Annotated in this window: 19 protein-coding genes; 5 read left to right on the plus strand and 14 right to left on the minus strand. The window is 39.9% G+C overall.

All coding sequences use genetic code 11. The features are described 5' to 3' along the window. Position 1: 1 nt before the first annotated feature. From I585_RS05835 to I585_RS05865, 7 genes are read right to left on the minus strand one after another with little or no spacing between them, the layout of a single operon-like run. Positions 2-730, minus strand: coding sequence for an MBL fold metallo-hydrolase (locus tag I585_RS05835; protein ID WP_010743314.1), 729 nt, complete (start codon positions 728-730; stop codon positions 2-4). Continuing rightward, complete coding sequence (locus I585_RS05840; protein ID WP_010743313.1) at positions 723-1,601, minus strand: recombinase RecT; 879 nt, start codon at positions 1,599-1,601, stop codon at positions 723-725. Before I585_RS05840 ends, I585_RS05835 begins: the two co-directional genes overlap by 8 nt. Beyond that, the gene (locus I585_RS05845) at positions 1,601-1,807 is read right to left on the minus strand and encodes a hypothetical protein (protein WP_010743312.1); all 207 of its coding nucleotides are present in this window, start codon (positions 1,805-1,807) and stop codon (positions 1,601-1,603) included. Before I585_RS05845 ends, I585_RS05840 begins: the two co-directional genes overlap by 1 nt. 2 nt (positions 1,808-1,809) lie before the next feature. Further along, a complete protein-coding gene (locus I585_RS05850; RefSeq protein ID WP_010743311.1) occupies positions 1,810-3,756 on the minus strand; it encodes an AAA family ATPase in 1,947 nt (648 codons plus the stop codon). Positions 3,757-3,786: 30 nt separating this feature from the next. Continuing rightward, entirely contained in the window at positions 3,787-4,590 is an 804-nt protein-coding gene (locus I585_RS05855; RefSeq protein WP_010743310.1) for a COG3415 family protein, read from the minus strand. A gap of 5 nt (positions 4,591-4,595) precedes the next feature. Continuing rightward, complete coding sequence (locus tag I585_RS05860) at positions 4,596-4,778, minus strand: hypothetical protein (protein ID WP_034708415.1); 183 nt, start codon at positions 4,776-4,778, stop codon at positions 4,596-4,598. Between the two features lie 11 nt (positions 4,779-4,789). Continuing rightward, positions 4,790-5,251 carry a hypothetical protein gene (locus I585_RS05865; protein WP_010743308.1) on the minus strand — a complete coding sequence of 154 codons (462 nt, stop codon included), beginning with the start codon at positions 5,249-5,251 and terminating at the stop codon, positions 4,790-4,792. Between the two features lie 78 nt (positions 5,252-5,329). Here I585_RS05865 and I585_RS05870 point away from each other — a divergent pair, with 78 nt between their 5' ends. After that, positions 5,330-5,716, plus strand: a complete 387-nt coding sequence (locus I585_RS05870; RefSeq protein ID WP_010743307.1) for a hypothetical protein — start codon at positions 5,330-5,332, stop codon at positions 5,714-5,716. On the opposite strand, the gene I585_RS05875 is transcribed toward I585_RS05870, so the two are convergent. Genes I585_RS05875 through I585_RS05890 form a run of 4 tightly spaced genes read right to left on the minus strand, consistent with a single transcriptional unit; the run spans position 5,690 to position 7,080 of the window. Next, positions 5,690-5,905, minus strand: coding sequence for a hypothetical protein (locus I585_RS05875; RefSeq protein WP_010743306.1), 216 nt, complete (start codon positions 5,903-5,905; stop codon positions 5,690-5,692). The genes I585_RS05870 and I585_RS05875 overlap by 27 nt on opposite strands. A 13-nt stretch (positions 5,906-5,918) precedes the next feature. After that, a complete protein-coding gene (locus tag I585_RS05880; RefSeq protein WP_010743305.1) occupies positions 5,919-6,110 on the minus strand; it encodes a hypothetical protein in 192 nt (63 codons plus the stop codon). A 12-nt stretch (positions 6,111-6,122) separates the two neighbouring features. Further along, complete coding sequence (locus I585_RS05885; RefSeq protein ID WP_010743304.1) at positions 6,123-6,848, minus strand: phage antirepressor KilAC domain-containing protein; 726 nt, start codon at positions 6,846-6,848, stop codon at positions 6,123-6,125. A 1-nt stretch (position 6,849) separates the two neighbouring features. Next, positions 6,850-7,080 (minus strand): helix-turn-helix transcriptional regulator, encoded by a 231-nt coding sequence (locus I585_RS05890; protein WP_034708677.1) that lies wholly within the window; start codon positions 7,078-7,080, stop codon positions 6,850-6,852. A 184-nt stretch (positions 7,081-7,264) separates the two neighbouring features. On the opposite strand from I585_RS05890, the gene I585_RS05895 reads away from it, so the two are divergent. The 3 genes from I585_RS05895 to I585_RS05905 all read left to right on the plus strand — a co-directional run bounded on the left by I585_RS05895 (position 7,265) and on the right by I585_RS05905 (position 9,983). Continuing rightward, positions 7,265-7,921 carry a LexA family protein gene (locus I585_RS05895; RefSeq protein WP_010743302.1) on the plus strand — a complete coding sequence of 219 codons (657 nt, stop codon included), beginning with the start codon at positions 7,265-7,267 and terminating at the stop codon, positions 7,919-7,921. 73 nt (positions 7,922-7,994) lie between these two features. Further along, entirely contained in the window at positions 7,995-8,537 is a 543-nt protein-coding gene (locus I585_RS05900; protein ID WP_010743301.1) for a DUF5067 domain-containing protein, read from the plus strand. Positions 8,538-8,609: 72 nt separating this feature from the next. Further along, entirely contained in the window at positions 8,610-9,983 is a 1,374-nt protein-coding gene (locus I585_RS05905; RefSeq protein WP_010743300.1) for a recombinase family protein, read from the plus strand. Between the two features lie 10 nt (positions 9,984-9,993). Here the strand turns inward: I585_RS05905 and I585_RS05910 are convergent, their stop codons facing one another. Both I585_RS05910 and I585_RS05915 read right to left on the minus strand, forming a co-directional pair. Further along, a complete protein-coding gene (locus I585_RS05910) occupies positions 9,994-11,073 on the minus strand; it encodes a DEAD/DEAH box helicase family protein (RefSeq protein WP_010743299.1) in 1,080 nt (359 codons plus the stop codon). A 284-nt stretch (positions 11,074-11,357) separates the two neighbouring features. Then, entirely contained in the window at positions 11,358-11,639 is a 282-nt protein-coding gene (locus I585_RS05915; RefSeq protein WP_010743298.1) for a DUF7662 domain-containing protein, read from the minus strand. A gap of 108 nt (positions 11,640-11,747) precedes the next feature. Here I585_RS05915 and I585_RS05920 point away from each other — a divergent pair, with 108 nt between their 5' ends. Continuing rightward, the gene (locus I585_RS05920) at positions 11,748-12,389 is read left to right on the plus strand and encodes a YigZ family protein (RefSeq protein WP_010743297.1); all 642 of its coding nucleotides are present in this window, start codon (positions 11,748-11,750) and stop codon (positions 12,387-12,389) included. Positions 12,390-12,398: 9 nt separating this feature from the next. Here the strand turns inward: I585_RS05920 and I585_RS05925 are convergent, their stop codons facing one another. Continuing rightward, on the minus strand, positions 12,399-13,103 hold the full coding sequence (locus I585_RS05925; protein WP_034708418.1) for a GntR family transcriptional regulator: 705 nt from the start codon (positions 13,101-13,103) through the stop codon (positions 12,399-12,401).

The following is a 13,103-nucleotide window of genomic DNA, read 5'->3' on the forward strand; positions in this document are numbered from 1 at the left end:
CCTAAGCTATATAGACGGGAACTCCAACAAGCTGCTGGGTCTCTTCTTTAAATTGTTTTTCGATACTATTTGAATCAGATAGATGAAGAAGCCAGACTTCCTGCAGTCGATCGGATTTATTTGCTTTGATAAATTCTTTCGTTTGATCAAAATCAAAATGGCTTTCTAGTAAGCGAGTTTTTCTTTTCACATCGAAGCCACTGATCATTTTTTCGTCGATCACATCTTTTGAATAGTTGGCCTCCACCATCATGTGAGTCACATTTGGAAACTTATATTTCACGTAATATGAATCTGTAATGAACACCAGTCGATCACCAGAAATGTTGTCAATCAAGAATCCGCAAGGCTCTGCCGCATCATGCTCTGTTTCAAAGGGAGTGACGAACCATGTTCCTATTTTTCTAGTCGCTTTATAGCCAAGGTCTGTAAATTGATAACCGTGGTGACGCTTCAACTTCAAGAATTCATCGTCAAACATTGCGTTGATGGTCCCGTGCGTCGCAAATACTTCGATACTCGCTTGATCAATCAGCGGCCGAACATATTTGCAGTGATCCCGGTGCTCGTGGCTGATCAAGCAGCCAGCGACTCTAGAAAAATCAAAGCTCATTGATTCTTGTACTTTTTTATATTGGACACCCGCTTCAATGATTAATTGAGTTATGCCGTCATCGATCAGGTAACCATTCCCTGAACTGCCCGATCCAAAGCTTTTTATCTTAAGCATATGGATCAGCATCCTCTTGTGGTTCTGGTTCAATAAAAGGCTCCTCAACCTCTCCGCTAGCTTGAGGTTCATCAATTACATCTACAGGTTTGGGATCAAGTATTTCACTGTTGGCATTTTGATCGATCTCATCAATGATTTCTGCTTCTTTTCGTTCGTTTTCGTCTTGGTATTCGTTGGCAGTCGTGTTGTTAATTGCCTCAATAAGTAGATCGCTATCATCACTAGTGTTGACGAAAGCCTTAGCAGCACGATTGATCACTGTACGTTTCGCCATTTCCTGTGGGAAGTCATTCTGAACGTTTTTGGTTTTTGCTTTACTCCAAGATTTGTCGATCTCGTTTTTCGTCATCGTCGTAAGCACACGTTCACCGTCCGTTTTTTCGATAATGCAGTACGCCCCGATAATTTCATTGTCGCGATTTTCAAATGCTGTCTTGTGATCTTTAAGCGTTTCACGACCGTTGACAATTTCAATATCAAAGGTATCTCCTTGATAGATAACATTTGCCCAAATATCCTTAACATTGGATAGCCGTTTTAAAACTGCTTGTGTACCGAAGTATGATCTATTCAATTGCAGCTTATTTCCGTATACAATGAAATAGCATTGCTTTTTCGCAGGACTAAGACCTTGCACTACCATATCTAGCAAAGTATTAGCGATTGATTCTTTCGTACAAACATCAAGAGCGGGTTTTTTATTCCGGTCCTGAACCTCCTGCAGTTCAAAGAAAGCACTCTTTAGCGCATTCGCTGCTGCGTAACCAGGAGGTAAATGTAATCCTTCATTTTTTAAAGCAACCAATTTCCCATTAACTTGATCTGTAATATCTTTTTGCAATAATGCTGGTGTATTTTGATTAGTCATTATCTATTCGACCCCCAAATTAATTTGTATTCGTTAGTACCTTGAACAATGTAGATAGGCCGCTTCAATTGCCCGCCAGTTATCATGTAACTAAGTCCTAAATCATCCATTTTGGCCTCAACTTCATCATGAATATTTTCCATCGATTCAAACGTTCCGATAAAAATTTTCTCTCCATAATCTTTTACATAAGCAATAATTTCCATTTTTAAACCTCTACCTTCAATTTTTCATCTTCGGTTACTTGAAGCTCGATCATTTGTCCTTCGATTGGTTGTAATGTATTAACTGACTCAGCGTTATCAATGAGCACTGGCATCGTGATCCCGATTTCTCTAGACAACGTGCGGATAATATCCAGATCACAATTGATCCGTGCGCCGTTGTTTAAACCGCTGCTGTATTCGATACCTTGATAAGTGGCTTCGCACATTTCTTTGATACCTTCGTTTTTCTGAACATCGAACAATTTCCACTTAACGATGGAGAACAGTTCATTAATTGATTCCTCGATCCGCTTAACCTTCCGACGAGTAAATTCCTCGATAAGCCATAATTGTTTTTCGACTAATTGATTTTGATTCTTCAAATCTTTATCTTGGTCTTTTAACTCAGCTAAACGATCATCATAAGTCTTGATCATGTCGAACTTTTGAAGTTCATGGTTCAGACCGGCGAGTATTTCTTTATCCGACTGGATCTCGGCGGATAGCTTGTCAGCCTCGGCATTTGTATCTTTAGTGGCTGCTCGTTCCATAGCTGTTTCTAATTGAGTATTTTCTGCAATGATGTCTCTATAAATTTGAGAATCTTCAAAAACGCCTTGTTTATTTTTCTGGAAGATCAAATCGTTATTGATTTCGTCTAAGCGTGAATTAGACGCTTCAAGCTGCTTTCTTTTTTCGGTGATCTCCTTTTGAAGTGGAAGGATTTCAGCTTCTAATTTGGCTGCATTTTCTTTAGTCGCTTTTCCAACTTCAACATTTTTTTCTAAGCGATCGGCTTTATTCTTGTTAAATTTAGAAACCATTTTTTCGATCTCATTCGACGGTAAATCTTGGCCACAAGTCGGGCACGTCTTTTGATGCTCATCAAAATCTACGGCTTTGATTTCCTTGTATTTAACTAGATGATCCTGCAAAAACTCGCGCTTTTCTTTCAACGCCTCCTGCAGACGATACTCTTTGCTTTCTAGAGTTGATAAATCCGTTCTGAGCGAATTGACTAAAGCGCGTTGATTATTGAAGTCTTCTTGTAAGCTAGACGTTGCTGCAAAAAGACTGGTTTGGAACTTTGTCTTTTCGTCTACAAGCTTTGCTCGTAGGTCGGCCTGCTTCTGTTTAAGTTCATTTAATTCATGATTTACTGTCCCGGCTTTGGCATCTATCAACCATGATTCCTTTTCACTGATCATTGAATTCATATCAGCAATACTTTTTTCTAGCTTCGCTTTGTCGTCTGCTAAACCAAGTTGATTTTTCATGTCAGTGACTTCTTGAATACGCGCTGGCATGCCGTCAATATCGGCTTTAATATCTGACTTCTGACCTTTTAGAATTTTCTTCATTTCATCAATGGTATGGTCACCAATAAATTCGTTGATTTCTTTGAGTTCGTCATCTTCTTTGATGATTTGTTCATCAGTTAAATCAGTAAGGGTAATCAAACGCTCACGCCGTTCTTTCCAGTTCAGTGTCATAAAAAAAGCCGAATTCGAAAGCATTTGTAATGTAGGCTCCCCGCCTAATTTTTCAAGGTATGATTTCCAGTCCTTCTCTTTGATAGGCACTGAATCGATAAAATATCTTGTACTGTCGCTACTACGAGTCTTTTCAAGCTCGCCTTTTTTTGCAGTCCATTTTTCTTCTTGAATTCGTTTGAGTACCGTCACTTTTCCATCGATAATCATTTCGGCTTCAATCGTTGGTTCTAATCCTAAAAGCTCTTGATTTTGTTTGTCTCGTGGCTTTGGGTTTAGTTTTGCTCCGGTGGAATCCTTTCCAAAGAATAGCCACTGCAGGCCGTCTGATAATGTTGTTTTACCTAAACCGTTACGACCGCTGATTACAGCAGACGATCCTTTCAATGACAGTTCAAAATCTTCTAGCCCCTTGAAGTGCTTATACTTAATTTTGTTGATTAGAATTTCGGTCATGTGTTACACTCCTTTTAGATGTATTCTTATTTATTTGCTTACTTCGTTGGCCGACGAGGTAGGCTCTTTTTTTGTTGCAATCAATTCCCCTTCTTGTGTGAAATATTGATCTGTTCGCTGACCGCTAACAATAACTGTGGTTAAAATCAAACTAACTTGTTTCGATTCGATAGAGACATCTGATTGATTCACAGTTGGTCCATTCATTGGAACTTCCTCCTTTTTCTTTGGAACATGAGCAAAACGAGCATCGTTAAATCTAGTCATTGATTCTTTAGCTTTTACACTGGTAGTTCCTTGCTTAGGAGCTTCGGTTATTACACCTTCTTTTCTTAACCTTGAAATTTTCGCGTAGACTTGTTGGAGCTGTTTCCTTACAAGACGAGCAAGTTCATCGTAATTACAAACGAATCCATTCGAATCGAATTTCACGTGGTCAAGAATCAATTGGATTTCTTCATCTGTCCACCTATTTCGAATATTTTTGACTTTCCCTGAATTCTTTAATCGATGTACTCGGCTAACCACTGAGTTTTCGGTTCTTCCGAGATGCTCTGCAATTTCCGCGTGAGTAGAGCCGTTTTTCTTCATGGCAATAAGCCGCTTATCTTCTTTCTTTGACCAGGGTTTCCCGGCAATATCGAATGATTTAGAACGGTCTATTCTAGGAAGTTCTTCTGATCGTTGCAGATAGTAAACTTTACTCTGTACAGATTGAGCGGTGCGATTTAGTTTTCTTGCCATATCAGCAATGTTTAAGACTTCATTGGTTTCAGCTAGTAAAGCACTCTTCTTTAAATATTGAATTTCTTTAGTAGTCCAGTTTTTCGCCAAATTGATCACCTCCCGCTAGCTCTACTTCGAAGATCGAACTCGAACTCCTCAGTCAATAAGAGATTTCCTCCCACGCCCGCAATAAGTAGAATCTTGATCCATACTGGTATAAATCCAGTTGTTGCAGCACCAACGCCGATCATCGCCATTAGAAGTGTTAATCGACGTAGCCAATAGATTTTTTTCATCATTAACCCTCCTACTGGCCCAACTCGTTTACTTTTTGTTGGCTCAAATTTGCTAACTCCGCCATCCGTGCGTCTTTTTGTGCTGAATCATTTTGAGCATTAGATAGTTCATTACGCAGCTTATCCGCCTCTTGCTGTTTCTGCGTGACTTCCTGTTGCTTAGACTCGACTTCACGCTGTTTGGCTTCGATTTCAGACTGCTTCGCATTGACCTCGTTTTGTTTGTTTGCCAATTGCTGTTTCAAACTGTCTAGTTGATCTTGCAGGTTCTTTTGCTGCCCAGTCGTTTGATCAAGTTTGCTTTGAACGTCTGCTGCCTTCTGCTTGTTCTGCGTAGCAATGTTAGCCAGTTTGTAGATGTTCTGTTCAACAGTTGTTGCGTTATCGAAGAACCCAGCGCCTGCTGCGAATCCTACAGTTGATCCTAGTAACAATGCAGCGGTAACTCCTAGTGCGATTTTTTTATTTTTCATGTGGTACTTCCTTTCTGTTGTATAATTTCCTTATCAGCAAGTGGTCTGCTGAAATAACTGATAAGGTGGTGAAAGATTATGAACTATTTCAATATATACAAACTAATTTTAGATACTATCAACAACTCTCGACCTTCTAACTTTCAAGAATTACTAGATTTAATAGATTCATCTGATGAAGTTTCTCAAATCAGAAAAGATTTAGGTGATCGTAGCTCAATTGACTTTTTACAAGAAATCACTGCTAATTTAATCGAGGATGGCCTTGTAAAAGGAAGAACTACTGGATACATGGATGGAACTCTTTTTGATATAGAAGGGCTTAGTACTTCAGGCTATCTATATCTGGAACAAACGAAAAAAGTTGGTGTTTGGGACAAAATCAAAAAATATGCAATAGAAGAAGGACTAGAGCCAACTCCAAAAAACATTTCCAAATTAATCGCTCGAGTCGCTTGGGATTAGACTGAATTCATCACAGACAAAACAGCATGCAACCATGGTTTTGTTGCCAAAAGCAGCGATATCAATACTATCGGGTATTACATTTTTTAGTTTCTTTCCTTGGATTTCTATACCGTCTGAGGAAAGAATAATTTTTCCAAAATTAGTGTTTTCCCCATATATTTCTGACAAGGATTTTTCTTCATTCATGCTGTTGCCTCCTTTACATTGCTTCACTATCTTTTTTTAACGCTACTTCTCTTCGCAATCGGTTAATACCTTCAAGGGCGATCGCGTGTCGTTCGGCAGAAACAGTTATATGGTCACCTTCTACACGTCCGTCGGGATAGCGGGTACGTGTACCACTTGCGTTACGTACAGTAACCGTCAAGCCGTTTTCTTTTTTCTTAGCCATTGTTCACACCTCCTATGCTGTTTCTGAATCTAAAAACTCATTGACGAAGTATTCTTGTCCTTTTCCAGTAACAAGCGGTGTGAATCTCACTTCGACTTCGCCAGAACTATTTGTGTGGAAATGTTCACGGTATTCGAACAGGTCTTTGTCCATTGATTTTTGCGTAGGCTTGTTATAATGCCCTTTGCCGCTTCCTAGGTACTTATGCTTACGCATGTAAGCAAACAATCTGTTCTGCCCAATGTTGATCCCATTTTGATTCAGCATTAACGCCAAGTCCTTAATCAAACAACTATTCGTACTCCCTCGTACTGCATCGGCGAAAAGCGCTTTTGGTTTCAATTCAGCATTTTCGAGTTGTAACGCTTCAACTTTGCGTGTTTGAATTTGTAAAGCTCGCTGTACAACCATCTCCGGATTGTTCCAGGCTTTTTCAACTTGTAAGAAATATTGACGTGCCTGCTTTCCTTTTTCAGATCGTTGAATCATAGAAATTTCTTTTGCCATGTCGAGTTTTAAAGCGTGGTCGGTAATTCTTCGATGCCCACCGAATGCCGTTTCGTCTTGGACAAATTTGTCCATCACGATAAAATCAACGTTTTCGGCAAATCCGTATTCGGACATTCGCCCAAACCATTTCTTATAAGGCGTTTCAACTTCCAAAAATTCGTGTAAATCACGTCCACTGACTAACTGCTCGTCATTTTCGTTAGTTATCACTTTAATGAGTTCGTTCATACTAAGCCTCCTGTCTTTTTTTTGCGATAATACGGATTAACTCGTACTCTTTGCCCAAAAAAATATTATTGATAGGTACTTGATACAAATTAGATAGTTCTTCCAATAAAGAAAATGAAATATCGGAACTATCCTTTTCGTATTTTGTTAGCGTTTGATAATGGACACCAACGGCTTCTGCTGCTTCCTTGCTGGTGAAACCTGCGTTTACTCGCGCTGCTTTTAGAGACATTTGAATCGTTACATCTGTCATAAAGTTCACCTCGCTTTCCTTAACTTGATTTCATTATATACGAATTAAATCGTACTTTCAACTGTTTTTGTCGATATTTTTTATATTTTTTCGTATCAATCTATTTACAAGTACGAAAAAATTCGATATTATATAGGTATAGAAAAAAGGAGGTGCTTTAAAAATGGCAAGGGGAGAATTGACACCTTATGAATTAAAAATACGAGAAGATATTTCTCGCAATATTAATGAGCTAATATCTACCAGAAACGTTACCCAAGTAGATATTCATAATCATACCGGCATTCCGCGGTCTACGCTGACCGGTTATGTCAAAGGAACATCGACACCGAATGCAGGGAATATTCAAAAACTCGCCGATTTTTTTAACGTTCCCAAATCAGCAATAGACCCTCGGTATGAATCTAAAATAGTCAATATGATGCAAGTTAAAGAAATGGCTTCCGTCCCCATCATAGGTGACATCGCTTGCGGAGACCCCATCACCGCCGAAGAAAATATCCAAGGATACCGGGAAGAAGTGGCAGACACACTGCCAACCGGGAATCTATTTTACTTACATTGTAAAGGTAACAGCATGGCTCCTACTATTCCTAACGGCGCTTATGTATTAATCAGACAACAGCCAGATGTAGAAGACGGAGAGATTGCAGCGGTGTTGGTTAATGGGGATACGGAAGCTACTCTAAAGCGTGTGAAACGTCAAGGAAGCCTAGTGATGTTGATGCCTGATAACCAATCGTACGACCCTTATGTAGTGACACCAGACAATCCAGCAAGAATTTTAGGTAAAGCACTTAAAATGAGTGCCGACCTCTAAAAAATACCCCAGTCGGAGTTGCCGCTCCGGCTAGGGTTTATATATTAAATATATTGAAACGAGGAGTTAGAAAATGAAAAAAATTGTTTTATCTTGCGCTATTTTAATATCGTTGGTAGGATTGGGAGCTTGCGGATCATCCAATAACTCAAGTGATACAAAACATGTAAAAAGTTCAGCGACTGCTACAAGCGAAACCAAGAAGAAAGATGGAACATATGAAAATAGGACGCTAACTGTTCCAAATGGTGTCTTAAAAATTACTGGATTCCAAAAAGGTACAGATTACGACGGGAATTCTATGTTTTATGTGTTGTTTGATTTAACAAATAATTCTAATGAGGCTAAAAATGTGCAGACGATGTATATGGGGATGGTACAAGCGAGCCAAAATACTGGCGATACCACAGAGAAATTAGAATTTTCCGTGACTATGGATTCGCCAGTTCAAGAGAAATTAGATATGCTTCAAAAAGATATAAACCCCGGAGGAACTATACAAGGTGCTTATGCATATAATTTTGCTGATGAATCTAAACCTGTAACTTTCACCTTTACTGACGAACTTTTCTCAATGAATGACCCTATTGCAACTGAAGATATTACAATTCAATAGACGGTATTAAGGGCTCCGTTCGGAGCTCTTCTTTTAGCTGAATAAGAACATACATTCGAAAGGATTTTAATTATGAAAAAAGCCGGACTTTATATTCGAGTCTCTACGCCTCACCAAGAGAAAGAAGGCTATTCTATTGAGGCTCAAAAGGAGAAACTAGCTGCTTATGCAACGGCCAAAGACTATGAGGTTTACAAAACTTATATAGATGGTGGCTTTTCCGGAGCGAAAGTCGATCGCCCTGCCCTTAAAGAAATGATCGAAGATATTGAGGATGAACGCCTTGATGTTGTAATTGTCTACAAACTCGATCGATTGTCACGATCTCAAAAGAATACCATGTATCTAATTGAGGATGTCTTTCTAAAAAACAACGTTGACTTTATTAGTCTACAAGAATCATTTGATACAACCACATCTTTCGGTCGTGCAATGATTGGGATTCTTGCCGTATTCGCTCAATTGGAACGGGATAATATTAAAGAAAGAACAATGCTTGGTCGTGTTGAGAGAGCCAAAAAGGGGCTTTACAGAGGTGGTAACAATACGCCTGTTGGATACGTATATAATAATGGGGAGCTGGTTAGGGATGAAAACACTGCTGAAATAATTGAAACTATATTTAATGATTATGTTTACTCACGAAAAAGTATGTATGAGATATTTAAGGATTGCCATACCAGATTTGGCCAAATTTTGTATAACCCTAATTTTGTAAAGCGAGTCCTTACAAATGATGTGTACATCGGGAAAAACACATTTGCCGGGATTACATATGAAGGAAAACATGAACCACTTGTTAGCGAAGATACTTTTCAAGCTGCACAAGAAAGAATAAGTAATCAAGATGATCGTTATTCATCACCGAAAACAAATAGATCAGCTCTGTTAGCTCGAAAACTATATTGTGGATACTGTGGCGCATCGATCGTTAAACTGAATCATTACAAGAATAATAAAGCTGTCTATGCTTACTACACATGTAATTCACATCGCAAATCACGACCATCAGGTATAAAAGATCCAAACTGTCCGCAAAAAAATCGTCGTACCGAATATATCGATGAGGCAGTAATCAAAGAGCTTAAAAATATTGATTTCGATAAAACGATTAAAAAGTTGCAATCAACTAAACCCGTTTCACTTGATACGCACAAGCAATTGAGGCAACTAGAAAAACAACAATCAAAATTGATAGATTTATATCAATTCGACATGATAGAGATCGAGGAGTACAACAAACGATTAAAAAGCATAAATAAGCAAAAAGAAAAACTAGCGGCTAAAATTCCTAAGAAGAATCGCGCCTTGATTAAGGTTTTGGAATCACTCAAAAATTTCGACTGGGATAATAGTAGCTTTGAAGAAAAATGTCTTGCTATTGACTCTCTCGTAAAGCGTGTAATATGTAAGGATGAAGACGTTGAGGTTATTCTTTATGACTGAGTATGTACAATTATCCTCGCTCTAAAATGGTCGTGGTCAGAAGTACCTGATACTTTCCAGCACGCATCCTTTCAACTTTTACTAAACGCTCTTGATCTTGCGAAAAGACAGTCGTTAATTGAACTTCTGAAAATTCACATTGGATACACTCGGCCATTTTTTCTAACAACGGGATATTTGGGCAAAAAATCAGTACGTGATTTTCTGCTAGCAACGCCGCTATTTTTACTAAGATTTTTTTAGATAAACGCCCGTCTAACAACTCCTTCTCTAACTGCCATGAAAAAAGCAATTCTGGGACTGGCAAACTGCGGCGATGGTAACGAGCCGGCAAATAATACAATCGGTCCACCAGCTTTTTTAGTTTGCCATCCGGTGTTGCACTCAAATACACGCGCTTGCCCCTTGGCCGCTGCGCAGTATCCACTGCACGATGTAATAAGGGATCTGTGTCATAAGGAAAGGCATCCACCTCATCAACGATCACTAAATCAAAATAATCGTGGTAGCGCAAAAGCTGATGAACCGTACACACCACAAAAGTGTCCCCCGCGTCCTTTCTCTCCTGTCCGTGAAAAAGACTGATTTTTTCATTTGGGAAAGCCTGTCGAAACCGTAAAAAAATTTCGTTGCAAACATCGACTCGAGGGGACGTCACAGAGATACGTTTTCCCTGTTCCAAAAATTCCTTCAATAGAGGAAAAAGGATTTCCGTTTTTCCAGCCCCGGTCACCGCCCAAAGCAGAAATGTGTTGGCTACTGACTGGTCTTCAAGCAGGGTCTCAGCAATTTTGCTTTGGGCAGAGGATAGTTCCCCCGCCCAAGTCAGTTGAACGTTTCTAGGATGCAGACTTTTAGCCGAGAAATAATAAAGATAACTTCGGCTATCCACCCGCCCTAATGTTAAACAGGCCGGACAATAGAAATAATCTGCTGGAACTTTTTCCTGCGAAACTTCTCCGCAGCGCTGACATAACCAGCCATTTTCAACAGCCAACATCGCGGGGATCTTCTCAGCATGCGTCAAATCTGCCTCTGGATAAAAAGCCTGCCATTCCTTCCATAATAAACGCTGACCTGTCATCATCATTTGCGGCCTCCTCTTTTATAGAAAGGTACGCAGAAGGGTGGTAAAGAATTTTACTACGGAACTGACAGCTAGTTCCCTTCAAGGGATTCATTTTTCAAAGTGCATGAAAAATGAGTCTTATTTTCTCTACGCATATCATCCAACTAAACTGATTGAGCTATATTTAGCTGAAGCACTTAGATTTTATTTCTCACCTAATAACCTGCGAAAAGTTGGACTGACAAAATAAGCACGGCAAATTATTTTGCCGTGCTTCTGTGGTTATTATTAATTTGTGGTCTTTTCTAGATCAGCCAGCTTGATTTTACTAATTTATTAAAGACTACATATTCTTTATCGAGATTGACCTGAACGACTTCGTAGTTGGCATTCAACCAGCCGTATGCGCCTTTTTCTGGATGGCGATAATCATTCGCCCACCAGTCTAGATCTTGTCGCGCAGTTTGCGGCAGGCCACTGCGTGGGAACAACAGCTCGTCAAATTGCGTAAAGGTCAGCGTCACTTGGGAGCCATTATTGCTTTTTAAATAATGGGTAATCCCATCGTATTTTTTTACACGTGTCATGCGTATCCCTCACCTTCAAACAAAATCAGACTGACAAACAGCCTTTAGTTGAAACCTGCCCCGCTTTTCTCCTATACTAGAAAGAGAAAACTAAAGTGAGGCAAAAGTATGCTGCAAAATTATCGAACCATCAAAGAAGACTATCAACATGAAATCGAGATCAAAAAATCACGTTTCATTTGTTTTTTAAAACGAATCGAATCGGAAGAAGAGGCGAAAAGCTTCATTCAGCAGCTTAAAAAAGAACATTGGAAAGCCAATCATAATTGCAGCGCCTTCGTTCTAGGCGACCGCAACGAGATTCAACGCTCCTCAGATGATGGTGAGCCCAGCGGTACAGCCGGCGTTCCCATGCTGGAGGTATTGAAAAAAAATGAGCTGATCAATGTTTGTGCTGTCGTTACCCGCTACTTTGGCGGAACGAAACTCGGTGCTGGCGGATTGATCCGGGCTTACTCTGGTTCTGTAGCTCAAGCGGTCGCCGCTGTCGGTATCGTTGAAGGCCGGCTGCAGCAAGAAGTTTTCGTCCGCATGGATTATCCCAATTGGGGAAAAATGGAAAACTTCATTACTACCGAAAATCTAGCTTTCAAAGATACTCAATTTACCGATCAGGTCGTTGTGACCTGCATGGTTGATGAAGACCAGCTGGATACCTTCGAAGCGCAAGTTACCGATTTATTAAATGGGCAAGCCAGCTTCACTACTGGCGAAGTTGCCTATCATGAACAACTGATCCAAGAAGGCTGACTTCTTGGATTATTTTTCTAAATAAAATTCAAAGCGGCTGCCGACATATTGAGTCCGCACATATTCAAATGGGCGTTCATCCGCTAAATATGAGATTTGGCGCAAACGTAAAATTGCATCGCCGCGTTTCACCGCTAAATAATCAGCGATTTGTTCGGAAGCTAAAATCGCCGATACTGTTTGATTGGCACGACCGATTTCAAAGCCTTTTTCTTGCAGGCTGTGGTAAAAAGAATCAGTGATTTCTACCTTGCTGAAACCTTCGACTAATTTTGCTGGAATACTTGCGACTTCAAAACAAATCGGCACCTCATCCGCATAACGAATCCGCTCCATCCGCAAGACCTGCTCGCCTTTTTCCAAGCCCAATTTTTCCGCTTCACTAGAACTTGCCCGTGAATGGAAGAAAGAAATTGTTTTGCTTGAAGGCACCTTGCCCAACGACTCCATAATATCGGTAAAGCTTGTGGTACCGCTCATTTTTTCTTGTACTTTTTTACTTGCTACATACGTTCCTGAACCGATCTTTCGTTCCAAGATCCCTTCATCTGACAATGTTTGGATCGCTTGACGCAGAGTCATTCGGCTGACATTAAATCTCAGCGATAGCTCTCGCTCAGAAGGCAGGCGCGCCCCGACCTTCCATACACCGTTTTCAATTTCATGTTTTAACTGATCATGTATTTGAATATAAACTGGCACTTGATTCGCCAC

The organism is Enterococcus malodoratus ATCC 43197 (assembly GCF_000407185.1).
Lineage (GTDB): Bacteria > Bacillota > Bacilli > Lactobacillales > Enterococcaceae > Enterococcus_A > Enterococcus_A malodoratus.

What these genes read in the sequence shown, in the direction of transcription:
- I585_RS05835 (WP_010743314.1), bottom strand. Translation starts at nt 730, where the DNA reads ATGCTTAAGATAAAAAGCTTTGGATCGGGCAGTTCAGGGAATGGTTAC.
- I585_RS05840 (WP_010743313.1), bottom strand. Translation starts at nt 1,601, where the DNA reads ATGACTAATCAAAATACACCAGCATTATTGCAAAAAGATATTACAGAT.
- I585_RS05845 (WP_010743312.1), bottom strand. Translation starts at nt 1,807, where the DNA reads ATGGAAATTATTGCTTATGTAAAAGATTATGGAGAGAAAATTTTTATC.
- I585_RS05850 (WP_010743311.1), bottom strand. Translation starts at nt 3,756, where the DNA reads ATGACCGAAATTCTAATCAACAAAATTAAGTATAAGCACTTCAAGGGG.
- I585_RS05860 (WP_034708415.1), bottom strand. Translation starts at nt 4,778, where the DNA reads ATGAAAAAAATCTATTGGCTACGTCGATTAACACTTCTAATGGCGATG.
- I585_RS05865 (WP_010743308.1), bottom strand. Translation starts at nt 5,251, where the DNA reads ATGAAAAATAAAAAAATCGCACTAGGAGTTACCGCTGCATTGTTACTA.
- I585_RS05870 (WP_010743307.1), top strand. Translation starts at nt 5,330, where the DNA reads ATGAACTATTTCAATATATACAAACTAATTTTAGATACTATCAACAAC.
- I585_RS05875 (WP_010743306.1), bottom strand. Translation starts at nt 5,905, where the DNA reads ATGAATGAAGAAAAATCCTTGTCAGAAATATATGGGGAAAACACTAAT.
- I585_RS05880 (WP_010743305.1), bottom strand. Translation starts at nt 6,110, where the DNA reads ATGGCTAAGAAAAAAGAAAACGGCTTGACGGTTACTGTACGTAACGCA.
- I585_RS05885 (WP_010743304.1), bottom strand. Translation starts at nt 6,848, where the DNA reads ATGAACGAACTCATTAAAGTGATAACTAACGAAAATGACGAGCAGTTA.
- I585_RS05890 (WP_034708677.1), bottom strand. Translation starts at nt 7,080, where the DNA reads ATGTCTCTAAAAGCAGCGCGAGTAAACGCAGGTTTCACCAGCAAGGAA.
- I585_RS05895 (WP_010743302.1), top strand. Translation starts at nt 7,265, where the DNA reads ATGGCAAGGGGAGAATTGACACCTTATGAATTAAAAATACGAGAAGAT.
- I585_RS05900 (WP_010743301.1), top strand. Translation starts at nt 7,995, where the DNA reads ATGAAAAAAATTGTTTTATCTTGCGCTATTTTAATATCGTTGGTAGGA.
- I585_RS05905 (WP_010743300.1), top strand. Translation starts at nt 8,610, where the DNA reads ATGAAAAAAGCCGGACTTTATATTCGAGTCTCTACGCCTCACCAAGAG.
- I585_RS05910 (WP_010743299.1), bottom strand. Translation starts at nt 11,073, where the DNA reads ATGATGATGACAGGTCAGCGTTTATTATGGAAGGAATGGCAGGCTTTT.
- I585_RS05915 (WP_010743298.1), bottom strand. Translation starts at nt 11,639, where the DNA reads ATGACACGTGTAAAAAAATACGATGGGATTACCCATTATTTAAAAAGC.
- I585_RS05920 (WP_010743297.1), top strand. Translation starts at nt 11,748, where the DNA reads ATGCTGCAAAATTATCGAACCATCAAAGAAGACTATCAACATGAAATC.